This window comes from Caballeronia sp. GAWG1-5s-s, from assembly GCF_023631445.1.
GTDB lineage: Bacteria > Pseudomonadota > Gammaproteobacteria > Burkholderiales > Burkholderiaceae > Caballeronia.
In genome coordinates, this window is sequence record NZ_JALQDC010000009.1 from 1 (window position 1) to 23,776 (window position 23,776).

19 protein-coding genes are annotated in these 23,776 nt (G+C 64.2%); 7 read left to right on the forward strand and 12 right to left on the reverse strand.

Annotated features, from left to right (window positions below; translation table 11 throughout):
- Window positions 1–232: 232 nt before the first annotated feature.
- Complete coding sequence (locus NCR34_RS09355) at window positions 233–1,897, reverse strand: methyl-accepting chemotaxis protein (protein ID WP_250499698.1); 1,665 nt, start codon at window positions 1,895–1,897, stop codon at window positions 233–235.
- Between the two features lie 315 nt (window positions 1,898–2,212).
- On the opposite strand from NCR34_RS09355, the gene NCR34_RS09360 reads away from it, so the two are divergent.
- A complete protein-coding gene (locus NCR34_RS09360) occupies window positions 2,213–3,481 on the forward strand; it encodes an MFS transporter (protein WP_250499699.1) in 1,269 nt (422 codons plus the stop codon).
- Between the two features lie 66 nt (window positions 3,482–3,547).
- On the opposite strand, the gene NCR34_RS09365 is transcribed toward NCR34_RS09360, so the two are convergent.
- From NCR34_RS09365 to NCR34_RS09395, 7 genes are all read right to left on the reverse strand, one after another.
- Window positions 3,548–3,982, reverse strand: coding sequence for an STY0301 family protein (locus NCR34_RS09365; protein ID WP_250499686.1), 435 nt, complete (start codon window positions 3,980–3,982; stop codon window positions 3,548–3,550).
- A gap of 8 nt (window positions 3,983–3,990) precedes the next feature.
- Window positions 3,991–4,383, reverse strand: coding sequence for a BPSL0067 family protein (locus NCR34_RS09370; RefSeq protein ID WP_250499687.1), 393 nt, complete (start codon window positions 4,381–4,383; stop codon window positions 3,991–3,993).
- A gap of 115 nt (window positions 4,384–4,498) precedes the next feature.
- Window positions 4,499–6,403: a propionate--CoA ligase gene (locus tag NCR34_RS09375; protein WP_250499688.1), complete on the reverse strand. Its 1,905-nt coding sequence runs from the start codon at window positions 6,401–6,403 to the stop codon at window positions 4,499–4,501.
- 133 nt (window positions 6,404–6,536) lie between these two features.
- Window positions 6,537–6,968: a hypothetical protein gene (locus NCR34_RS09380; protein ID WP_250499689.1), complete on the reverse strand. Its 432-nt coding sequence runs from the start codon at window positions 6,966–6,968 to the stop codon at window positions 6,537–6,539.
- A gap of 38 nt (window positions 6,969–7,006) precedes the next feature.
- Window positions 7,007–7,267 carry a hypothetical protein gene (locus tag NCR34_RS09385; RefSeq protein WP_250499690.1) on the reverse strand — a complete coding sequence of 87 codons (261 nt, stop codon included), beginning with the start codon at window positions 7,265–7,267 and terminating at the stop codon, window positions 7,007–7,009.
- Between the two features lie 669 nt (window positions 7,268–7,936).
- The gene (locus NCR34_RS09390; protein ID WP_250499691.1) at window positions 7,937–8,689 is read right to left on the reverse strand and encodes a 5'-methylthioadenosine/adenosylhomocysteine nucleosidase; all 753 of its coding nucleotides are present in this window, start codon (window positions 8,687–8,689) and stop codon (window positions 7,937–7,939) included.
- Window positions 8,686–11,040, reverse strand: coding sequence for a UvrD-helicase domain-containing protein (locus NCR34_RS09395; RefSeq protein WP_250499692.1), 2,355 nt, complete (start codon window positions 11,038–11,040; stop codon window positions 8,686–8,688). Before NCR34_RS09395 ends, NCR34_RS09390 begins: the two co-directional genes overlap by 4 nt.
- A gap of 221 nt (window positions 11,041–11,261) precedes the next feature.
- On the opposite strand from NCR34_RS09395, the gene NCR34_RS09400 reads away from it, so the two are divergent.
- A complete protein-coding gene (locus NCR34_RS09400) occupies window positions 11,262–14,129 on the forward strand; it encodes a valine--tRNA ligase (protein ID WP_250499693.1) in 2,868 nt (955 codons plus the stop codon).
- A 74-nt stretch (window positions 14,130–14,203) separates the two neighbouring features.
- Entirely contained in the window at window positions 14,204–15,085 is an 882-nt protein-coding gene (galU, locus tag NCR34_RS09405; RefSeq protein ID WP_248320158.1) for a UTP--glucose-1-phosphate uridylyltransferase GalU, read from the forward strand.
- 73 nt (window positions 15,086–15,158) lie between these two features.
- Here the strand turns inward: galU and NCR34_RS09410 are convergent, their stop codons facing one another.
- Genes NCR34_RS09410 through NCR34_RS09425 form a run of 4 tightly spaced genes read right to left on the reverse strand, consistent with a single transcriptional unit; the run spans window position 15,159 to window position 18,329 of the window.
- Window positions 15,159–15,386: a sulfurtransferase TusA family protein gene (locus NCR34_RS09410; protein WP_206466644.1), complete on the reverse strand. Its 228-nt coding sequence runs from the start codon at window positions 15,384–15,386 to the stop codon at window positions 15,159–15,161.
- 48 nt (window positions 15,387–15,434) lie between these two features.
- Complete coding sequence (locus tag NCR34_RS09415) at window positions 15,435–16,451, reverse strand: Gfo/Idh/MocA family oxidoreductase (protein WP_250499700.1); 1,017 nt, start codon at window positions 16,449–16,451, stop codon at window positions 15,435–15,437.
- A gap of 5 nt (window positions 16,452–16,456) precedes the next feature.
- Window positions 16,457–17,461, reverse strand: a complete 1,005-nt coding sequence (iolG, locus tag NCR34_RS09420) for an inositol 2-dehydrogenase (protein WP_250499694.1) — start codon at window positions 17,459–17,461, stop codon at window positions 16,457–16,459.
- Entirely contained in the window at window positions 17,451–18,329 is an 879-nt protein-coding gene (locus tag NCR34_RS09425) for a MurR/RpiR family transcriptional regulator (RefSeq protein WP_250499695.1), read from the reverse strand. Before NCR34_RS09425 ends, iolG begins: the two co-directional genes overlap by 11 nt.
- A gap of 228 nt (window positions 18,330–18,557) precedes the next feature.
- Here NCR34_RS09425 and NCR34_RS09430 point away from each other — a divergent pair, with 228 nt between their 5' ends.
- From NCR34_RS09430 to NCR34_RS09445, 4 genes are all read left to right on the forward strand, one after another.
- Complete coding sequence (locus NCR34_RS09430) at window positions 18,558–19,610, forward strand: sugar ABC transporter substrate-binding protein (protein ID WP_175944318.1); 1,053 nt, start codon at window positions 18,558–18,560, stop codon at window positions 19,608–19,610.
- A gap of 143 nt (window positions 19,611–19,753) precedes the next feature.
- A complete protein-coding gene (locus tag NCR34_RS09435) occupies window positions 19,754–20,923 on the forward strand; it encodes an ABC transporter permease (protein ID WP_250499696.1) in 1,170 nt (389 codons plus the stop codon).
- Between the two features lie 11 nt (window positions 20,924–20,934).
- On the forward strand, window positions 20,935–21,723 hold the full coding sequence (locus tag NCR34_RS09440) for an ATP-binding cassette domain-containing protein (RefSeq protein WP_371747337.1): 789 nt from the start codon (window positions 20,935–20,937) through the stop codon (window positions 21,721–21,723).
- A gap of 17 nt (window positions 21,724–21,740) precedes the next feature.
- A partial coding sequence (locus tag NCR34_RS09445) for a bifunctional 5-dehydro-2-deoxygluconokinase/5-dehydro-2-deoxyphosphogluconate aldolase (protein WP_250499697.1) occupies window positions 21,741–23,776 on the forward strand: 2,036 nt, incomplete at its 3' end.

Consider the following 23,776-nt stretch of genomic DNA (forward strand, 5'->3'; position numbering starts at 1 on the left):
ATTCGTCCGAAGTGTTACCTATGTCCTGGAACAGGTGTTACCCATGTCTCCGGTCTATACACAGCGGCAAAGAAAGTGACCCCCGCCCCGGGGAGGGGCAACACTAATAGACCGACGCGAATACAAGTTCAACGACGAAAGAGCAGTTCATCTAAGCAAAGCATGAAGCGCCCTCGCCCTCGCCCTGGGCAAAAGCCAGAGCAAGAGCAACAGCCCACAACAAAAACCACCTTCAGACCAACTGAAACTTCCCCACAAGCCCCTTAAGCGCACGCGCTTGATCATCGAGCGATTGCGCCGCAGCCGCCGCCTGCTCGACGAGCGCCGCGTTCTGCTGCGTCCCGGCGTCCATCTGCGAAACGGCGTGTCCGATCGCCTCGATGCCCGACTTCTGCTCGGCCGAAGCCGCCGAAATCTCGCCCATGATGTCCGTCACGCGTCGGACAGCGCGCACCACTTCTTCCATCGTCGCGCCCGCCTCCTGCGCATACGTCGAGCCATCCGACACGCGCGAAACCGACGTGTCGATCAACGTCTTGATCTCCTTCGCCGCCGCCGACGACCGCTGCGCCAGAGCGCGCACTTCCCCCGCCACGACCGCGAAGCCGCGTCCTTGCTCGCCGGCGCGCGCCGCTTCGACGGCCGCGTTCAGCGCGAGAATGTTCGTCTGAAACGCGATGCCTTCGATCACGCCGATGATGTCGCCGATGCTCTTCGCGCTCGCATCGATGCGCTCCATCGTCTCGACCACGCGGCCCACCACCTTGCCGCCCTTCTCCGCGATCTCCGACGCATTGTGCGCGAGCGTCGTCGCCTGCATCGCGTTATCGGCGTTCTGGCGCACCGTCGACGTCAGTTGCTCCATGCTGGCCGCGGTCTTCTCCAGCGCGACCGCCTGCTCTTCCGTGCGACGCGACAGATCCACGTTGCCGGTCGAGATTTCGCTCGACGCCGACGCGATCGCCTCCGCGCTCGCCGCAATGTCGCCGACCGTCGCGGACAAGCCCGACTGCATTTCGGATAACGCGTAGAGCATGCTGGCGTCATCGCGGCGCTTGAGGCGGATCGGATAAGCGAGATCGCCCGACGCGATGCGGCTCGCGATTTCCTTCGCATAGCCCGGCTCGCCGCCGAGTTGTCCCGACAGACGCCGCACGACCCATTCGCTGACGATGATCGCGAGCACGAAGAGCGCAATCGTCAGCACCGACACCATCACGAACGACGAGTGGAAGATGAACGCGGCGGCGTCGATGGTCGCTTTCGCGGCGGCGCCCCGGCGCGCGACGAGCTCATCGACCATCTTCTCCAGCTTGCTGGTCTCGACGAGCAGCGAGACGTCCTGCATGCCGACTTGCCAGTTCATCTGCGAGAGATCGAGCGGCTGCTCCTTCACGAGCTTGACGAAGCCGCGCAGGTTGCCGCTCCACGTCGCGAGCGCGGCGGAGAAGCGCTTCTGTTGCCCGAGCGCGTCGGTGTCCGCATGGTCGATGTACTGCGCCAGTTGCGCCTGCTCCTTGCCGATCTCGGTCAGCGCGCGTTCGATCTCGTTGCCGAGATCGTCGCGTTCCTTCGCCGTCGATGCGGTGAGCAGCATCTTCTGCGAACGGCTCGCGCGCAGCACGTACCCGCGCGTTTCCTCGGCCGCGCGGCTCGCGACATAGCCTTGCGTGTAGATGGACTCGGTCGCGCCGTTGAGCCGGCTGATCTGCGTGAGCGCAATCGCGCCGATGCCGAGCGTGCCCGCCAGAACGAGGCCGAACGCGAGGCGCAATGTCGCCTTCACGGACAGCGCGCGCTTCGAAGCCGTCTTGTTTCCTGCGCGTGCCGCCTGTCCCGAAGCGGCGTTCGGCATCAGGCCGGCGCCTCGCGCGGCGCGTAGCGGAAAGAGTCTCATCATGTATCCCCGTGTGATTTTCTTCGAACGGTACGCCCGCTCTACGGGACGCCCACATCGCTGGTCTACGGCATAAGCCTCGTTTTCTTTAGCGCGGTGCGTACGGCCGTTCGGTGCCCGGCGATTCTTATAACCGGCCAAAATTCGTTTGTTCAGACGATTCGGGTCGCATCGCCCGTGACGTGTCCGATTCTCGACAAACCTTGGCATGACAACGCAAGCGAGCCACCCTACACTTGACACACATTCGGTTCGCGCATGAATCGCGTGCAGAACAACGAATCCGACACCACCGCTTTCTTTCCTCCCTCAACCATGCAAACAAGCATCGACAAAGGCGCTTTCCCGGGTTCGGGCGGCGCGTCGGCAGTGAATGCGGCCAACGCGGCCAGCGCGTCGAATGCGGCACCCGTGCCAGCGCCGCGCACCGTGTATTCCGTGCTGGGCGCCATCAGCTTCTCGCATCTGCTCAACGACATGATTCAGTCGCTGATTCTGGCGATCTACCCCATGTTCAAGAGCGAGTTCGCGCTCACGTTCGGGCAGATCGGCCTGATCACGCTGACGTATCAGATCACCGCGTCGCTGCTGCAACCGATCGTCGGGCTGTACACGGACAAGCACCCGAAGCCGTATTCGCTGCCCGTCGGGATGGGCTTCACGCTGTCGGGTCTTCTGCTGATGTCGATTGCGGGCAACTTCGGCACGTTGCTGATCGCGGCGGCGCTGGTGGGCTGCGGATCGTCGGTGTTCCATCCGGAATCGTCGCGGGTGGCGCGCATGGCTTCGGGCGGCAAGCACGGCCTCGCGCAGTCGCTGTTTCAGGTGGGCGGCAACGCGGGCTCGTCGCTCGGGCCGCTGCTTGCCGCGCTCGTCGTGATTCCGCACGGCCAGCGCTCGATTGCGTGGTTCTCGGCGGCCGCGCTGCTGGCGATGGTCGTGCTCGCGAACATCGGCCGCTGGTACAAGCGTCATCCGGCGGTCAAGAAAGGCCGCGGAAAAGCGGCGCACGCGGCGCTGCCGCGCGAGAAGGTGATGCTGGCGATGAGCGTGCTCGTCCTGCTCGTCTTCTCGAAGTACTTCTACCTTGCCAGCATCACGAGCTATTTCACGTTTTATCTGATCAGCAAGTTCGGCGTATCGGTGCAGGCCGCGCAGATTCACCTGTTCGTGTTCCTCGCGGCGGTCGCGGCGGGCACGATCATCGGCGGGCCGGTGGGCGACAAGGTCGGACGCAAGGCGGTGATCTGGGTATCGATTCTCGGCGTCGCGCCGTTCACCTTGCTGATGCCGTATGTGAACCTGTTCTGGACCGGCGTGCTGTCGGTGGTGATCGGGCTCGTGCTGGCCTCGGCGTTCTCGGCGATTCTGGTCTACGCGCAGGAACTGATTCCCGGCAAGGTCGGCATGGTCGCGGGCCTGTTCTTCGGCTTCGCGTTCGGCATGGGCGGCGTCGGCGCGGCGGTGCTCGGCCATCTCGCGGATGTGACGAGCATCGACTATGTGTACAAGCTCTGTGCGTTCCTTCCGTTGATCGGCGTGCTGACGGTGTTGCTGCCTAAGACTCACGACGCCAAGGCTTGAGCCTCGTGCTTGGGTAGAACGCCCGGTCATGGAAACGTGATCGGGCGTTCGTGTTTGCGGGCAGGCTCAACGACAGGTGATGACGAGCTTCCTGTAGCCATTCTCGACGACGGGCTCCTGCGCCTGACATCGGGATACGGGCGTCGAGAGCTTTCGCGAAAGCAGTATCGTGTTGCCATATCCGCACGACAGCCAGACGCCGTGCTCGTTCTCGCCGGCGACGAATCGCCAGTTGTACCACCTTTGGCCGTTGACCGTCGTGATCTCCGGCTTCAGGTCAAGCCGTTGCTCGGGCGGCCCGATCGTCACGACGACGTCCTGCACCGATAGCGTCGTGCGCCGTTGCTGCGGCTGCCATCCGTCCGGCGCATCGGTGATGACGGCGGGCTGCATCGTCACGCGCGCGGGGCACGCGATCTCGACGGCGCCGGCGGCGGCCGACGCCGCCAGCGATGCAGCGCCGATCACTGCACGCAGCCAATGCGTGCTGCACGATTTCACGCTCGTCCTCATTCGATGATGGAGAACGCGTCGGCGTTATTGCTCGGGTCCACGTATCTGCCGTTTTTCAGCCGGCCTTTCCGACAGATGGCGCGCGACGAGACCACCGGCTTGTTGTCCTCGTCGTTCGCCCATTGATCCATCACCCAGATGCAATGTCCGTCGCTGCGCAGGAAGAACGCGGCGTGATTGCCGTGCGCGTGGCTCCGGTATTCGCCTTTGACGAAGGTTGCGATGGCCGTGCCGACCGGGATCAACGGGGTATCCATCACGCGTACGCCTTCCCGCCAGAGCGCGGTGGCGGGCGCGTGCGCATAGTGCTTGACCAGATCGACGCACTGGTGCGATCCGACCATGTCGGTGCCTTCCAGGCTGGCTGCGTCGGAATATCGGTATGACATGGAGACCCTCCTTTGACAAGGTCTCCTGATCGTATGCGCCACCGCATCAGCCGATATCACCCGCGAGCGTCAAATTGCGGCATCGTTTGCGGAAGATCAATGCCGCGTGTCTGCCTTATCGCTTGCCGGATGCTTCCAGTGCCGCCCTGATCTGCGCGAGCGCGCTCGCGTCCTCGATCGTCGGCAGATCGCCCGGATCGCGGCCTTCGGCCAGCGCGGCAATCGCGCGACGCAGCAGCTTGCCCGATCGCGTCTTCGGCAGCATCGAAACGAAATGCACGCGCGCCGGACGCGCAATCGCGCCAAGCTGCGTATCGACCGCGTGGCACAGCTCCGCTTCCATGCCTTCGCGCGCGCCCGGCGCATTGATGCGATCGGCGTCGCGCAACACGACGAACGCCGTCGCCGTCTGGCCCTTGAGCGCATCCGCCACGCCGACGACCGCCACTTCCGCGACCGCCGCGTGCGCCGACAACGCCTCCTCGATCTCGCGCGTGCCGAGCCGATGTCCCGCCACGTTGATCACGTCGTCGGTGCGCCCGAGTATCGACACGTAGCCGTCCTCGTCCTGCACGCCCCAGTCGAACGTCGAATAGACCATCTGGTTCGGCACGCTGCGCCAGTACGTGTCGACAAAACGCCGGTCGTCGCCCCATACGGTCTGCATGCAGCCCGGCGGCAGCGGATAGCCGAGCGTCACGACGCCCTTCTCGCCCGGCGCGCACGGCTCGCCGGTCATCTCGTTGCGCAGCGTCAGGTTGAAACCCATCGACGGCACGCCCGGCGAGCCGAGCTTCGACGGCAATTGTTCGATGCCGCGCGGTATCGCCAGCATCGGCCAGCCGGTTTCCGTCTGCCAGTAGTTGTCGATCACGGGCTTCTGCAGCGCGCTCTGGATCCACTGCGCGGTGGGCTCGTCGAGCGGCTCGCCCGCCAGAAAGAGCGCGCGCAGGCTCGACAGATCGTATTTCTCCATCAGCGCCGGATCCTGCTTCTTCAGGACGCGGATCGCGGTGGGCGCGGTGAACATCAGGTCGATCTTGTGCTGCTCGACGAGCCGCCACCAGATGCCGCCATCCGGACGAACGGGCGTGCCTTCGTACATGACGGTCGTGAGTCCCGCAATCAGCGGCGCGTAAATGATGTAGCTATGCCCGACGACCCAGCCGATGTCCGACGCCGTGAACATGGTGTCGCCGGCCGCGCCCTGGAAGATATGCTCCATCGACGCCGCGAGCGCGACCGCATAGCCGCCGACATCGCGCTGCACGCCCTTCGGCTTGCCCGTGGTGCCGGACGTGTAGAGCACATACGACGGCTCGTTCGATTCGAGCCATTCGCAGGGAACGTGCGCATCAAAGAATTGCTCGCGCAGCGGCTCGTACGCGACGAGATAACTCGCCTGAAGGCGCTCGGGCGCGAGCTGCCGGTCGATCAAAAGCACTTGCGGCAGCTTGAATTCGGCGCGCGACAAGGCTTCGTCGACGAGCGGCGTGTAGTCGATCACCTTGCCCGCGCGCGCGCCCGCATCGGCGGTGACGATGAGCGTGGGCTCGGCATCGTCGATGCGCGCCGCGAGGTTCGGCGCCGCGAAGCCGCCGAACGCGACCGAATGGATCGCGCCGATGCGCGCGCACGCGAGCATCGCGAACAGCGCCTCGGGGATCATCGGCAGATAGATGAGCACGCGGTCGCCCTTCTTGACCGAGAGCGAGCGCATGACGGCGGCCATGCGGTTCACTTCCGCGTGCAGCTCGGCGTAGGTGTAGCGACGCTCGATGCCCGTTTCAGTCGAGACATAGACGAGCGCGTCTTGCTGCGCGCGCGAGGCGAGATGGCGATCGACCGCGTTATGGCACAGGTTCGTGCGCCCGCCGACGAACCATCGCGCGAATGGCGGGTTGCTCGCATCGAGCACCTGTTCGAACGGCGTCTGCCAATGGATGCGGCGGGCCTGCTCGGCCCAGAAAGTTTCGGGCTCTTCGATCGACTGGCGATACGCTTCTCGGTAAGTCGGCATGCGCGTCCTCTGCAAGATGCAAGCGGTGGCGAGTCGCTGCTCGGCGACTCGCTCCACAGCATAGAGCAGCGGGCGAATGGCTGCCTAGAGAGGGCGCGCCCTGATCGGGTGAGCGTGTTAGTGGTCTGCGGGTTCAGACCGCGCGGCTCTTTGGTCTGCGCGATCTGCGGGATGGCGGCGCGCTGGCCGGTGCCGCGCCGTGCCTGAGCAGCACCGGCGCGAGTTCGCCTGCCACGCGCATGCTCGATACAACGACCGTTCGCACGCCGCTGTCTTGCGTGAGCGTGCGCAGCGTTTCGCGCGTCGTCGCCCGGGCCTCGATGCGCGGTTCGATCACGATGAATCCGCGACAGTGCGCCGCCAGCGCCACGCGATGCGTGCGCAGCCACGCGGCGCGCAGAGCAAAGTCGTCGGGCGTTTCGTCGTCGCTGTGTTCCGCGACGATGACGAACGGCGTCGCGAGCGCGAGCAGCCGGCGCATCTGCGCAGACCACGCGAACGCGTAGCCCGGCTTCATCGCCCGGCGACGCACGCGCACGAGCGGGAAGCGGCTTGCGTCGAACATCCGGTTGTCCAAGGCGTTGAGAGTAAGGTCGTCGGCGATCACAGCGGCTTCGGGCTCCATTCGTTCAGGGCGGCAACGAGGCTCGCCCAGCGGGAACGGCGCGGCAGGACGCGCTTTTTGCGCGCGACGCGTGGCGGCGGGCATTCGACGCGCGCGGACGACGGCGCGGCGGGCGCTTCGGCCCAGGCGCGGCGGGTTGTTTCGAGGACTTTGGCGGCGTTCGCTGCGATGGCGCAGGCTGCTAGTGCATCGCGCGGTTCGGCGTGCGATACGCCGTCGGGCTTCGGATCGTTGGTCACGTCGCGCCTCCAGTCGTGTATCCACGATGTATGACCCCATTGTATTGAGAATCATTCTCAATAACAAACGTGATGGGTCGGATCCGGCAAGATGTGGCAGCCGACGATTCGCATGCTGCTGCTCGCGGTGGTTCGAGCGGTGCGAGCGGTCGGACGGCTCCAACGCGCGCGGTTGCGCGGCACAGGCAGTACAGACTGCTGGTGCCGTTGGTGCCGTTGGTGCCGTTGGTGCCGCTGCAGCCGTTGGTAGCGTTGGTGGCGTCCGTGCCGTTGGTGCCGCTTGTGCTTTGCCGCCGAGCCGTCGGGGCCGCTGAGCCGCTGAGCCGCTAAGCCGCTAAGCCGCTGAGCCGCTGAGCCGCTGAGCCGCTGAGCCGTGGAGCCGTGGAGTCGCGGAGCCGCTAGAGCCGTTAGAGCCGCAAGAGCCGTTGCAGCCGTTCGTGTCATTGGAGCCGTTCCTGCCGTTGGAGCCGTTCGTGCCGTTGAGGTGTCGAAGCCCGTTGAAGCCGTGGCAGCCGTTGCAGCCGTTGGGCCGGTCACAGCGGCAGTAGCAGTTGCAGCGTTGCATCGGTTCGAGCAGTAAATTCGGCTCAAGCAACTCAACCGCCCCAAGCATTCGGACCGGCCTAAGCGGTCGCTAGCCTTCAACTGGTCCAACCCCGGCCAACCGCCTCACCCACCCCGCATCAAAAACCGCGACAACACCCCCGACGAGTACATCCCCGCAATCGCCGTCAAGAACTCCGCGAAGGACGCGGGCGCGGCGGCATCGGCCGTATCAGAAATGGTGCGGACAACGGCGCACGGCACGCCGTGCTCGTAGCAGACCTGCGCGAGCGCCGCGCCTTCCATCTCGACCGCGAGCGCATCCGGCAGCGCAGCGCGCAACGCGCTCACCGCCTCGTGGCTCGCGATGAACTTGTCGCCGCTCACCACCAGCCCGCGATGCACGCGCGGCCGCATGACGGCGAAGCGCTCGGCGAGCGCGTCGCCTTCGGTTTCGATGAACGCGAGCGCCGCGGCAGCGAGCGCGTCCGACAGCGCGCTGTCGGCGTCGAAATGCGTGCGCTCCAGCAGCGGCACTTCGTAGCGCGGGAAAAACGGCGATGCGTCGAGATCGTGCTGAAGCAGCGCGTTCGCGACGACGATATCGCCTACGCGCACATCCGCCCGCACGCCGCCCGCCACGCCGGTGAAGAGAATCGCATCGACGCCGAAGACGTGGATGAGCGCGCTCGCCGTCGCGGCCGCCGCGACCTTGCCGATGCGCGCGAGCGTCACGACTACAGGCACGCCGTGCGCCTCGCCGACGTGATATTCGCGCTTGCCGAGCGTCACCGTGCGCACGTCGCCCGCGTCCCGCATGTGCGCGATCAGGTCGCCCAGTTCCTGCGGCAGCGCCGCCATGATCGCAAGCCGCTTCATTCGACGGCTTGTAGCTTGGCCACGGCCAGCGCCAGCCACTTCTCGCCGTGACGCTTGAAGCGCACCTGCGCGCGGGCATCGCCGCCAGAGCCTTCGAGCGCCGTCACGGTGCCCTCGCCGAACTTCGTGTGAAACACAGCCTGCCCGACCTTGAAGCCGGTATCGGCCGCGCGCTGTTCGTTCGCGAACGACGGTAGCGCCGGACTCGCCGTCGACGCACCGCCGCGTTCCTGTCCCGGCCGCGCGAACCAGTCGCGGCCCCAGCCGGCGTTGTCGGCGCGTCCGCCCCAGCGCGCGCCCGCTTCAACTTTCGGCGTGAGCCATTTGAGCGAGCCTTCCGGCAGTTCGTCGAAGAAGCGCGAGCGGATGTTGTAGCGCGTCTGGCCGTGCAGCATGCGGCTCTGCGCGAACGACAGATACAGCCGCTCCTTCGCCCGCGTGATCGCGACATACGCGAGCCGCCGCTCTTCTTCGAGCCCGTCGGATTCCTGCGCGCTGTTTTCGTGCGGAAAGAGCCCTTCTTCGAGCCCGGTGATGAACACCGCCGTGAACTCCAGACCCTTCGCCGCGTGGACGGTCATCAACTGCACGGCGTCCTGTCCGGCTTGCGCCTGGTTGTCGCCGGCTTCGAGCGATGCATGCGACAGGAAGCCCGCGAGCGGCGTCATGGTGTCAGGATTCTGCGCGGGATCGGCGATGCCGGGCGCATCCAGCACTTCGATCTCGCCGTCCTCGCTGACCGCCGTGATCTCCTGCGCGGCGGTCGCGCCGGGGCGCAGCGGAATCGAGCGCGCGGGCGTATCCAGCCCGTAGCCTTCTTCGCTCACGAACGCCGCCGCTGCGTTGACCAGTTCCTGCAAGTTTTCAAGCCGGTCCTGCCCTTCCCGCTCGGTCTCGTAGAACGCGGCGAGTCCGCTTGCGCGCACGACGTATTCGACCGTTTCCGGCAGGCTCATCTGCTGCGTTTCGGCGCGCATCTTCGCGATGAGCGTCGCGAACGCGCCGAGGCTCGATCCCGCCTTGCCGGTCACGTAAGGCACGGCAGCGGCCATCGAACAGTTGTAGAGACGCGCGGCGTCGGCCAGTTGCTCGATGGAGCGCGCACCGATGCCGCGCGTCGGGAAATTGACGACGCGCGCGAACGCCGTGTCGTCGTTCGGGTTGTCGATCAGCCGCAGATAGGCGAGCGCGTGCTTGATTTCCTGACGCTCGAAGAAGCGCAAGCCGCCATACACGCGATACGCAATGCCCGCGTTCACGAGCGTATGTTCGATGGTGCGCGACTGCGCGTTGCTTCGATACAGCACCGCGATCTCGCCGCGTGCGAGGCCCGTGTTGATGAGCGCCTTGATTTCCTCAACGATCCAGCCCGCTTCCTGCGAATCGGTCGCGGCCTCATACACGCGCACCGGCTCGCCGTGCCCCGCGTCCGTGCGCAGGTTCTTGCCGAGCCGCCGCGCGTTGTTCGCGATCAGATAGTTCGCGGCATCGAGAATGTGACCGTGCGAGCGGTAGTTTTGCTCCAGCTTGATGAGATTGCGCACGCGGAACTCGCGCTCGAAATCGTGCATGTTGCCGACGTTCGCGCCGCGAAACGCGTAGATGGACTGATCGTCGTCGCCCACGGCGAAGATCGCGTTGTGCTCGCCCGCGAGCTGCTTCAGCCACGCGTATTGCAGCTTGTTCGTGTCCTGAAACTCGTCGACCAGGATATTGCGAAAGCGCGCCTGATAATGCGCGCGCAGCGGCGGATTGTGCGCGAGCAACTCGTAGCAGCGCAGCAGCAACTCCGGAAAGTCCACGACGCCTTCGCGCTGGCATTGCTGGTCGTAAGCCTCGTACAGCTCGACGAACTTGCGGTTGAAGTTGTCGGTCGCATCGACGTCTTTCGGACGCAGCCCTTGTTCCTTCGCGTTGTTGATGAAGTACTGGAGGTTCTTCGCCGGACACTTCTCGTCGTCGACGTTCAGGCCCTTCATGAGCCGCTTGATCGCGGAAAGCTGGTCCGCCGTATCGAGAATCTGGAAGGTCTGCGGCAGGCCCGCGTCGCGGTAATGCGCGCGCAGCATGCGGTTGCACAGGCCGTGGAACGTGCCGATCCACATGCCGCGCGTGTCGATGGGCAAAAGCGCCGACAGGCGCGACATCATTTCGCGGGCCGCCTTGTTCGTGAACGTGACGGCGAGAATGGTCTGCGGCGATGCGTAACCCTGCTGAATGAGCCACGCAATGCGGGTGATGAGCACGCGCGTCTTGCCGCTGCCCGCGCCCGCGAGGATCAGCGCGGGCTCGTTCGGCAGCGTCACGGCGGCGAGCTGTTCGGGATTGAGGTTGGCGAGTAAATCGGGCATGGGAAAGTGGAGCGGCGCAAAGCGCGCCAGTGAGCGTGCCAAATGAGCGGGCGAGGAGTCGCCGGGTAGCCGACCATTATAAGACCGCGCTGATGGCGTCGCCCGGCGAGCCATTCGCGGCCGCAGACCGGCCGCGCCCGGATTCGTCCGATTGCGCGGTCCAAACCTTATAATCGGTGATTACCCCGCATCTTTTCACGCATTTTTCGGCAGATTTCACGATGAGCGACAGCACGCTTGCGAAGAGTTTCGAGCCCCAGAACATCGAGTCCCAGTGGGGCCCGGAATGGGAAAAACGCGGCTATTCCGCGCCGACCTTCAAGGAAGGTGCCAAGAACTTCTCCATTCAACTGCCGCCGCCGAACGTCACCGGCACGCTGCACATGGGGCACGCGTTCAACCAGACCATCATGGATGGCCTTACGCGCTATCACCGCATGCTCGGCGAAAACACGCTGTGGGTGCCGGGCACGGACCACGCGGGCATCGCGACGCAGATCGTCGTGGAACGACAACTCGACGCGCAAGGCATCTCGCGTCACGATCTGGGCCGCGAAGAGTTTCTGAAGCGGGTGTGGGCGTGGAAGCAGGAATCCGGCTCGACCATCACGCGGCAGGTGCGCAGGCTCGGCGCGTCGATCGACTGGTCGCGCGAATACTTCACGATGGACGACAAGATGTCCGCCGCCGTGCGCGACGTGTTCGTCACGCTCTACAAGCAAGGGCTCATCTATCGCGGCAAGCGGCTCGTGAACTGGGACCCGGTGTTGGGTACTGCCGTGTCCGATCTCGAAGTCGTGAGCGAGGAAGAGAACGGCAGCCTGTGGCACATCAAGTATCCGCTGCCGGACGGCTCGGGGCATCTGACGGTCGCGACGACGCGCCCAGAAACCATGCTCGGCGACGTCGCCGTGATGGTGCATCCGGAAGACGAGCGTTATGCGCATCTGATCGGCAAGACGGTCGTGCTGCCGCTTTGCGACCGCGAGATTCCCGTGATCGCGGACGACTACGTGGACCGCGAGTTCGGCACGGGCGTCGTCAAGGTCACGCCCGCGCACGACTTCAACGACTACGCGGTCGGCCAGCGCCACAAGCTGCCGCAAATCGAAATCCTCACGCTCGACGCGAAGATCAACGACAACGCGCCCGAGAAATATCGCGGCATGGACCGGTTCGACGCGCGCAAGCAGGTCGTCGCCGATCTCGAAGCGCTGGGTCTGCTCGATTCCGTCAAGCCGCACAAGCTGATGGTGCCGCGCGGCGACCGCACGGGCGTCGTCATCGAGCCGATGCTGACTGACCAATGGTTCGTCGCGATGAGCAAGCCCGCGCCCGAAGGCACGTTCAATCCGGGCAAGTCGATCGCCGAAACCGCGCTCGACGTGGTGCGCAACGGCGAGATCAAGTTCGTGCCGGAGAACTGGACCACGACCTATTATCAGTGGCTTGAAAATATTCAGGACTGGTGCATCTCGCGTCAGTTGTGGTGGGGGCATCAGATTCCCGCGTGGTACGGCGAGAACGGCGAGATCTTCGTCGCGAAGACCGAAGACGAAGCCCGCGCGGACGCCGAGCGTCAGGGTTACACCGGCTCGCTCAAGCGCGACGACGACGTGCTCGACACGTGGTTCTCGTCCGCGCTCGTGCCCTTCTCGTCGCTCGGCTGGCCGAACGAGACGAAGGAACTGAAGGCGTTCCTGCCTTCGTCGGTGCTCGTGACGGGCTTCGACATCATCTTCTTCTGGGTCGCCCGGATGGTGATGATGACCACGCATTTCACCGGCAAGGTGCCCTTCGAAACCGTCTATGTGCACGGCCTCGTGCGCGACGCCGAAGGCCAGAAGATGTCGAAGAGCAAGGGCAATACGCTCGACCCGATCGACATCGTGGATGGCATCGACCTCGAAACGCTCGTCGCCAAGCGCACGAGCGGTCTCATGAATCCGAAGCAGGCCGCGCAGATCGAGAAGAAGACGCGCAAGGAATTTCCCGACGGCATTCCGGCGTTCGGCACGGATGCGCTGCGCTTCACGATGGCGTCGATGGCCACGCTCGGTCGCAATGTGAATTTTGATCTGGCACGCTGCGAGGGGTATCGCAACTTCTGCAACAAGCTCTGGAACGCCACGCGGTTCGTCTTGATGAACTGCGAAGGCCACGATTGCGGTTTTGCGAACGTGGCCGGCTGCAAGCCCGGCGATTGCGAGCCCGGCGGCTATACCGACTTCTCGCAGGCGGACCGCTGGATCGTGTCGCTGCTTCAGCGCGTGGAAGCGGAAGTGGAGAAGGGCTTCGCGGACTATCGCTTCGACAATGTCGCAAGCGCAATTTACAAGTTCGTGTGGGACGAGTACTGCGACTGGTACCTCGAACTCGCGAAGGTGCAGATTCAGAACGGCACGCCCGAGCAGCAGCGTGCCACGCGCCGCACGCTCTTGCGCGTGCTGGAAACGGTGCTGCGTCTGGCGCACCCGGTCATTCCGTTCATCACCGAAGCGTTGTGGCAGAAGGTCGCCCCGTTGACGGACGCGTACCCGGCGGACGCGAAGGAAGGCGAAGCGTCGATCATGACGCAGCCGTATCCGCGCGCCGAGACGAAAAAGCTGGATGAATCTGCTGAACAGTGGGCCGCCGAACTGAAAGCAGTGATCGACGCATGTCGTAATCTGCGTGGCGAAATGAACCTGTCGCCCGCGGTGAAGGTGCCTTTGCTCGCGCACGGCGGCGCCGCGCGTCTTGCGTCGTTCGCGCCCTACGTCGCGGCGCTCGCGCGCCTCGCGGAAGTGAAGATCATCGACGACGAAGCGGCACTCGACAAAGAAGCGCACGGCGCGCCGGTGGCGATCGTCGGCGCGCACAAGCTGGTGCTGAAAGTCGAGATCGACGTGGCGGCGGAGCGCGAGCGTTTGACGAAGGAAGTCGAACGTCTTGGCGGCGAGATCGTCAAATGTAACGCGAAGCTGGGCAATGAAAGCTTTGTTGCAAAAGCGCCGGCCGCTGTCGTTGAACAGGAGCGTAAAAGGCTGGCAGAATACAAGACCACTATCGAGAAGCTTCAGGCGCAATTATTGCGACTGCCCGTGTGATGGGAGTCGTTTTTACGCCCTGTTCAGTCGCTTCACTCGATGTTCTAAATGATTAAGAGGATCAGGGTCATCACATGCTAAAAGTTACCAAAGCGGTTTTTCCCGTTGCGGGTCTCGGCACGCGGTTCCTCCCCGCGACCAAGGCTAGCCCGAAGGAAATGCTGCCGGTCGTCGACAAGCCGCTGATCCAGTACGCGGTCGAAGAAGCGATGGCCGCCGGCATCACCGAAATGATCTTCGTCACCGGCCGCAGCAAGCGTGCCATCGAGGATCATTTCGACAAGTCCTACGAGATCGAAGCCGAGCTGGAGGCGCGCGGCAAAGAGAAGCTTCTTGAGCTCGTGCGCAGCATCAAGCCGAGCCACGTGGACTGCTTCTACGTGCGTCAGGCCGAGGCGCTCGGTCTCGGCCATGCGGTGTTGTGCGCCGAAAAGCTCGTTGGCGACAACCCGTTTGCCGTGATCCTCGCGGACGACTTGCTGTACGGCAAGCCGCCCGTCATGTCGCAGATGATCGAAGTGTTCGACCACTATCACAGCTCGGTGATCGGCGTCGAAGAGATTCCGCCGCAAGACACGAAGTCGTACGGCATCATCGACGGCAAGGAGTGGGAAGACAACATCGTCAAGCTCTCGGGCATCGTCGAGAAGCCGGAGCCGGCGGTGGCGCCGTCGAACCTGGGCGTGGTCGGCCGCTATGTGCTGAAGCCGCGCATTTTCGATCATATCCGCGCGCTCAAGCCCGGCGCGGGCGGCGAGCTGCAACTGACGGACGCGATTCAGTCGCTGCTGTCGGATGAGCAAGTGCTCGCGTACAAGTATCACGGCACGCGTTTCGATTGCGGCAGCAAGCTCGGCTATCTGAAGGCGACGGTCGAATTCGCGCTGCGCCACCCGGAAGTGGCGAAGGACTTCGAAGAATACCTGCGCACGCGTTCGCCGGTTCTCGAGGGATAAGCGTCAAAGATTCTTGGCGAAGAAAATGCCCGTCACTTGCGTGACGGGCATTTTGCTTTTGCGCTACAGAATTTCAGCGGCGCCGCATCAAGAAGATAAACGTCTTGTCCTGCGAACTCGACTCGACGATTTCGTTGCCGGTCTGCTTGGCGAACGCTGCGAAATCGCGCTGCGAACCAGGATCGGTTGCGAGCACTTTTAGAATCTGGCCGCTCGTCATGTCGGCCAGCGCCTTCTTCGCCCGCAGAATCGGCAACGGGCAGTTGAGCCCGCGTGCGTCGACTTCCTTGTGAACTTCCATCGCGATTGAACCTTCCGTGTGCCTGATGGTTCGATTTTAACGCAGCGCTCAAAGATCCACCGGCCGCCCACTCCCATACGCTTCGCGCAGCGCAATCCCAATGCGCGTCGCCTCTCGCGCATCGTTCAGCGTGAGACCGGTCGGCGTGCCGTCCTTCAGCAGCGCGACGAACGCCTGCGCCTCGCGCAAGAACGCATCTTCGAAACGCTCGAAGAACGTCGGCGTGCACGCGTTGCGCATGCCGTGCTCATCCGCGATTTCGACGCGGTTCAGCCGCGGATTGCGCCCGACCGACAGCGCCCCCGCCGTGCCGATTACTTCGGTCTGCGTATCATGTCCGTGCGCCATCGTGCGCGAGGCGTAGAACACGGCGAGCCGGCCATCGTCGAATTCGACGACGCCCACGCCGTTGTCGATATCGCCGCATTCGCGCAGGCCCTGGTGAATCGCGATGGTGCCGCTCGCGAACACGCGTTTCGCACGCGGATTGCCGAGCATCCAGCGCGCGAGGTCGATGTCATGCACGCTGCAATCGAGAAAGAGTCCGCCCGAAGTCGGCGCGAAGCGGACGAAGAAACCGTCAGGGTCGTTCTTGTCGCAGGTCTGCGAGCGCACCATGAACGGCCGGCCGATCGCGCCCTTCCCGACCTGCTCGAACGCATCGCGATAACTCGCATCGAAGCGGCGCACGAAGCCGATCATCACGTGCAAGTTCGGATGCCGCGCGTGCGCTTCGATCACGCCGTCGCATTCGGCGAGATCGAGCGAGAGCGGCTTCTCGCAGAAGACGTGCTTGCCCGCCTCCAGCGCGGCGATGATCTGCCGCGCGTGCAGCGAAGTCGGCGTGACGAGCCACACTGCATCGACCGAAGCGTCGGCGAGCAACGCGTCGTAGTCCGCGTAGAGCGCAAGCTCCGGCAAGCGTTCGCGCGCCCACGCGCGTTCCTCGTCGACGGGACTGCACGCGGCAACGAGCTTCGCGCCCGGCACATGCCACGCGAGATTCTCCGCGTGGCGCCGGCCCAGCCGGCCGAGCCCGACAATTCCTACGCGCACCACGCGCACCGCGCTCACGCTGCTTGCTCCGCGAGCCGTACGATGCGCTTCTCGCGCCACGAAAGCGTCGCGGCTTCGGCCAGTTCCAGCGCCTTCAGGCCGTCGGCGACCGTCGTGCGGACCGGCTTGCCATGATTGACGGCATCGAAGAAATGCGCGATTTCCAGCGCATACGCCGCGCGATAGCGTTCGAGAAAGAACGCCTCGGGCACGTCCGTCGACACGGACGTCTTCGAATACGCGGTCACTTCGGTCGGCCGCACATTGCCCGCCTGAAGCATGCCGGCGCTGCCGAGCAACTCGAACCGCTGATCGTAGCCATACGCCGCGCGCCGCGCCGTGTTGATCTGGCACAGCCGGCCGCGCTTCGTGCGGATCGTGACCGCGGTCGAGTCGATATCGCCGGCATCCGCGATAGCCGGATCGGAGAGGCAACTGCCGGTCGCGTGCAGCGTCTCGGCTTCGTCGTCGAGCATCCAGCGAAAGATGTCGAAGTCGTGGATCAGCATGTCCTTGAAGATGCCGCCCGAATGCTTGATGTATTCGACCGGCGGCGCGCCTGGGTCGCGGCTCGTGACGATGAGCATTTCCGGATCGCCGATCTCGCCCGCATCGACGCGCGCCTTCAGCGCCGAAAACGTCGGATCGAAGCGCCGCTGAAAGCCGATCATGCACACGACGCCCGCGCGTTGAACGGCATCGGCGCAGGCGCGCGCGCGTTCGAGCGTCAGGTCCACCGGCTTCTCGCAGAACACGTGCTTGCCTTGTGACGCCGACTGCATGATGAGGTCCGCGTGCGTGTCCGTGCTCGAACACACGACGGTCGCGCCGATCGTCGCATCGCCCATTGCGCCGTCGATATCGGCTACTTGCGCGCCGTGCTGTTCCGCAAGCGCGGCCGCCGCGTCACGGTTCACATCGACGACATACTTCAGCCGCACGCCCGGCTGCCGCGCCAGATTCGCCGCGTGAATCTTGCCGATGCGCCCCGCTCCAAACACTGCCACGTCAATCGTCATAACCGCCTGTCTCCCTGGATTCTTCGACGTTCAATTCGAGCCGGTACGCGAGCGCGATAAAAAGCGCCTGGCACAGGCAGATAGTGCTCGTGAGCGAGCGGAACGCGAACGCGCTGCCCTCCTTCACGAGCAGACTCGCGCTCGCATGACGCGCGAGCGGCGAAAGCTGGCTATCGGTGATGACGAGCGTCGCCGCGCCGTGATGCTGCGCCGCGCGCACGCAATACTGCGTCTCCTTGCCGTACGGCGCGAAGCTGATCGCGATGAGCACGTCGCCCTTCTTCACGCTGCGGATCTGTTCGCGGAACATGCCGCCGACGCCCGAGATGAGATGCACGCGCTTCTTCGTATGGCCGAGCGCATAGACGATGTAGCTCGCCACCGCGAACGACCGGCGCACGCCGATTACATAGATGTTCTCTGCCTTCTGCAGCATCTCGACGGCGGCTTCGAACTGCGCGTCGTCGAGGCCGGCTTCGAGTTCGTCGAGGCCCGCGCGGCTCGCCGCGATGAATTCGCGCGCCACGGATACGCCCGAAGCGACGCCGGCTTTCTCGTCGATCAGCTTGCGAATGCGCTGCTGATAGCTCTGCGCCGTGCTCCCGCCCGCGTACGCCTGCCGGAACACCGCCTGGAGGTCGGAGAAGCCGGAGAAGCCGAAACGCTGCGCAAACCGCACGACCGCCGACGGATGCACGCCGCACGACGCGGCGATATCGCTCGTGCGGTCCATCATCACGCTCTGCCGATGCTGCTCGATATACGACGCCACGCTCTTCAGCTGGCGTGGCAGCGCATCGTATGCATCGGTGATCCGTTGCATCAGGTCGTCGACGGAGAGCACGTCGGTACTGGTTTCATCCTGCATGGAAAGCCCGGTTCGTCGGCGCCCGAAAGCGGGCGCCGGTGCAGCCGATTATAGAAAGCCCGCCCGCAATTTGGAAAGCATTTTCCATTTGTCGCACCGTTGAAATATCTATTGCAGACCGCCGAAAACTGACCTACTCTTGCTCGTGAGCATGGTGAGAGCGGCTCGTCGCCCTCGAACGGCTCGCCAAAAGATCACACCAGACAACAACCGAGATAGGTGGAGACAATGACCCTTTGCAACGGTCGGGCCGCGCTGCGCGCGCTGGCGGCTGCTGCTGCGCTGTGCAGCGCCGCGTTGTTCACGACGTCCCCCGCTCACGCGGCGCCGGACGCCAGATTCGTGCTCATCAGCCACGCGCCGGACTCGGACTCGTGGTGGAACACCATCAAGAACGCGATCAAACAGGCGGACGAGGACTTCAACGTCCAGACCGACTATCGCAATCCGCCCAACGGGGACATCGCCGACATGGCGCGTCTCATCGAACAGGCCGCCGCGCGCAATTACGACGGCGTCATCACGACGATCGCGGACTTCGACGTGCTGAAGAGCGCGCTCAACAAGGTCACGGCGAAGAAGATTCCGCTCGTCACGATCAACTCGGGCACCGAGGAACAAAGCGCGCAGCTCGGCGCGATCATGCATATCGGTCAGCCGGAATACGTGGCGGGTAAAGCGGCGGGTGAGAAGGCAAAGGCGGCCGGCGTGAAGTCGTTCCTGTGCGTGAACCATATCGCGACGAACACGGTGTCGTTCGACCGTTGCCGCGGTTTCGCCGATGCCATCGGCGTGGACTACAAGGCGTCTACGGTCGACTCGGGACAGGACCCGACCGAGATCCAGTCGAAGGTCTCGGCGTTCCTGCGCAACCATCCGGACACGCAGGCGATTCTCACGCTCGGACCGACGCCCGCTTCCGCGACGCTCAAGGCGGTTACGCAAATGGGCCTGCAAAACAAGGTCTATTTCGTGACCTTCGACTTCTCCGACGACATCGCGAAGGCGATCAAGGACGGCACGATCAAGTTCGCCATCGACCAGCAACCGTACTTGCAGGGCTATATTCCGGTCGCGGTGCTCGCCATCGTGAAGAAGGAACACACCACCGATCCGGCGAAGATCCGTCAGCTTCTCGAAGCGAACCCGAAGTTCAAGGCGCGCCTCGAAACCTACGGCTTGCAGCCGTCGTACGGGCCGAAGAACATTCGCTCGGGCCCGGGCTTCATCACTAAAGACAATCTCGACAAGGTCGTGAAGTACGCCGGGCAGTATCGCTGATGCACGGCTGACCTCATTCGGGCGGCGCAACGCGCGGGCCGCCCGCTTTTCTCCGACATGACTCTCTGCTGCGTCCGTTCCCGGACGCGGCAGGCACGCACGCACGCATCGTTACTGCATCGCTATCGTTTCAAGGAGCCATCATGGGCGTAGCCGGCAAGCACTATCCTCCACACGCGAATCCTCAGCACGACAGCGCCGACGCTGCGACCGACAAGGACAGGCCATCGGACGAGCGGGTGCGCCGGCAGTCGTGGTTCGGGCATCTGCTCAATCGCCCGGAATTCGCCGCGATATCGGGCACGGTGCTGGTATTCATCGTATTCGGCTTCGGCGCGGGTTCGTCGGGCATGTTCAACCTCGACGGCGTGATGAACTGGTCGCAAGTGGCCGCCTACCTCGGGCTGCTCGCGGTCGGCGCGTGCCTTTTGATGATCGCGGGCGAGTTCGACTTGTCCATCGGCTCGATGATCGGCTTCGCCGGCATGATGGTCGCGCTGCCCTCGGTCTATTTCCACTGGCCGATTTCGCTCGCCATTCTGTTCGCGTTCGTCGCGTCCATGCTGCTCGGCGCGCTCAACGGCTATCTCGTGATGCGCACGCGCCTGCCGTCGTTCATCGTCACGCTCGCGTTCCTGTTCATTCTGCGCGGCCTGACGCTCGCGCTCTCGATCATGTTCGCGGACCGCACGATCATCTCCGGCGTCGGCGATCTCGCGCAGAAGGACTGGGTCGCCGATACGCTCTTTCATGGCGTCGCGCTGCACGGCTTCTTCACGTGGCTCGCGCATCTGGGCATCGGCAAGCTGCTCGATAGCGGCGAGCCGCTCGTGCCCGGCATCCCGAAGGTCATCATCTGGTGGCTCGTGCTCGCGGCGATCGGCGCGTTCGTGCTCGCAAAAACGCGCTATGGCAACTGGATTCTCGCCGTCGGCGGCGATGCGAACGCCGCGAAGAACGTCGGCGTTCCGGTGAAGCGGGTGAAGATCTCGCTCTTCGTGCTGACTGCGTTCTGCTCGTGCCTCTTCGCCGTGCTGCAAGTGTGCGATATCGGCTCGGCGGCGGCGGATCGCGGCTTGCAGAAGGAATTCGAAGCGATCATCGCGGCGGTCATCGGAGGCACGTTGCTGACGGGCGGTTACGGCTCGGTCGTCGGCGCATGTTTCGGAGCCCTTATTTTCGGCGTCGTGCAGATCGGCATCACCTACACGAACGTCAGCTCCGACTGGTTCCGCGTGTTTCTCGGCGTGATGCTGTTGATCGCCGTGCTCTTCAATCACTACGTGCGCCGCCGCGTGTCGCAGGCGCAATGAGGACGACCGCCATGAACGACGACAACATTCTCGCGCTCGAAAACGTCAGCAAGTTCTTCGGCAAGGTGATCGCGCTCAACGGCGTCACGTTGCGGCTCAAACGCGGCGAAGTGCACTGTCTGCTCGGCGATAACGGCGCGGGCAAGTCCACGCTCATCAAGACGCTGGCAGGCGTGCACGCGCCTTCTGCCGGGCAGTATCTGGTCGATGGCAAGCCCGTGCATTTTCAATCGCCGAAAGAAGCGCTCGACCTCGGCATCGCGACGGTGTATCAGGACCTCGCGCTCGTGCCGCTGCTGTCGGTCGCGCGCAACTTCTTCATGGGCCGCGAGCCGCAGAAGAAGCGCTTCGGTCTTTTCAGCGTGATGGACCTCGATCTCGCCGCCGAAACGTCGCGTGCCAAGCTCGCGGAAATGGGCATCAACGTGCGCGATGCGCATCAGCCGATCGGCACCATGTCCGGCGGCGAGAAGCAATGTCTCGCGATTGCCCGCGCCATTCACTTCGGCGCGCGCGTGCTGATCCTGGACGAACCGACCGCCGCGCTCGGCGTGAAGCAGAGCTTCAATGTGCTCAAGCTCATTCACAAGGCGCGCGCGAAAGGCATCTCCGTGATCTTCATTACGCATAACGTGCACCACGCGTATCCGATCGGCGATTCCTTCACGCTGCTCAACCGCGGCCGTTCGATGGGCACCTTCACGAAGGACACCATCACGAAGAACGAAGTGCTCGACATGATGGCGGGCGGCGCCGAGATGCAGAAGATGATCGGCGAACTCGAAGGCGCGACCATCTGATACCAGGGACATCATTCATGCCTGCACAAAACACTTCCCGTTTCGCGCCGGATCGCACGCGCGATATCGTGTGCCTCGGGCGTCTCGCCGTCGATCTGTATGCGCAGCAAGTCGGCGCGCGGCTCGAAGACGTCTCGACGTTTGCAAAGTATCTCGGCGGATCGTCGGCGAATATCGCGTTCGGCTGCGCGCGGCTCGGGCTCAAGTCGTCGATGCTCGCACGCGTCGGCAATGACCACATGGGGCGTTTTCTCACCGAAACGCTCGCGCGCGAAGGTTGCGATATCAGCCACGTTCGAATCGATCCCGAGCGGCTGACCGCGCTCGTGTTGCTCGGCATAGAAGACCGCGATACGTTCCCGCTCGTCTTCTATCGCGAGAACTGCGCGGACATGGCCGTCGACGAAAGCGATTTCGACGAAGCGTATATCGCGTCATCGAAGGCGCTGCTGATCACGGGCACGCACTTCTCGACGGAGCACGTGAACCGCACGAGCCGCCGCGCGCTCGAATATGCGCGACGCAATCAGGTCCGCACGATACTCGACATCGACTATCGGCCGGTGTTGTGGGGTCTCACGGGCAAGGCCGACGGCGAGACGCGCTTTGTCGCGAACGAAGGCGTGACCGCGCATTTGCAGCGTATTTTGCCGCTGATGGATCTCGTGATCGGCACCGAAGAAGAGTTCCGCATCGCGGGCGGCAAGGACCGTCTCATCGACGCGCTTTCGATGGTGCGCACCGTCACGAGCGCAACGCTCGTGGTGAAGCGCGGGCCGCTCGGATGCTCGATCATCGAAGGCGCGGTGCCCGCTTCCATCGACGACGCGCCGATACACGGCGGCGTGGAAGTGGAAGTGCTGAACGTGCTCGGCGCAGGCGATGCATTTGCCTCCGGTTTCCTCTCCGGCTGGCTGCGCGATGCGCCGCTCGAAGCCTGCGCGAGCGCGGCGAATGCCTGCGGCGCGCTCGTCGTTTCTCGACACGGCTGCGCGCCCGCGATGCCGACGCCCGCCGAACTCGACTATTTCCTCGCCGCTGCCAAGCAAGACCCGGCACGCATGCGCCGCCCCGACCGCGATGCGACGCTCGCGCGGCTGCATCGCGTGAGCCCTGCGCGCAAGGCATGGAACGAAGTGCTGGGCTTCGCGTTCGATCATCGCAACCAGTTCTTCGAGCTCGCGCAGCAAACGGGCGCAAGCGAAGCGCGCATAGCCGTGCTTAAGGGCCTGTTCGTCGAAGCGGTCGCGCAGACCGAAAAGGAGTTGCAACTCGAAGGACGTATCGGCGTGTTGATCGATGACCGCTACGGACAGGATGCGCTGAACGCGGCAACGGGGCGCGGCTGGTGGATCGGCCGGCCGGTGGAATTGCCCGGCTCGATGCCGCTCGTCTTCGATCATGGCCGCTCGGTCGGCACGACGCTCGTCGAATGGCCGCGCGAGCATGTGGTGAAGTGCCTCGTTCACTATCACCCGGATCATCCGCATGACGTGCGGCTCGAACAGGAAGCGCAGTTGCGCGCGCTTTACGATGCAGTGCAGGCAAGCGGGCACGAACTGCTGCTTGAAGTGATCGTGCCGAAGAACGGACCGCCCGTTGCGGACGACACCGTGTATCGCGCGCTGAAGCGCCTCTATAACCTTCAGTTATACCCGGAGTGGTGGAAGCTCGAACCGATGAGCGCGGCGCAATGGCAAGCCGTCGATGGCTTGATCGCCGAGCGCGATCCGTATTGCCGTGGCGTCGTGCTGCTGGGATTGTCCGCGGGCGTCGATCAGTTGCGCGATGGCTTCAATCAAGCGGCATCGTCGAAGACATGCAAAGGCTTTACTGTAGGCCGAACCATCTTTCATGAGCCGAGCCACGCATGGCTTGCGGGCGAAATAAGCGACGACGAACTCATCGCCCGCGTGCGCCGCACGTTCGAAACCTTGATCGCGGCATGGCGCGGCGCGGGGGGGGGGGGGGGGGCGGCCCCCCCGCCCGCCCCCCCCCCCCCCCCCCCCCCCCCCCCCCCCCCCCCCCCCCCCCCCCCCCCCCCCCCCCCCCC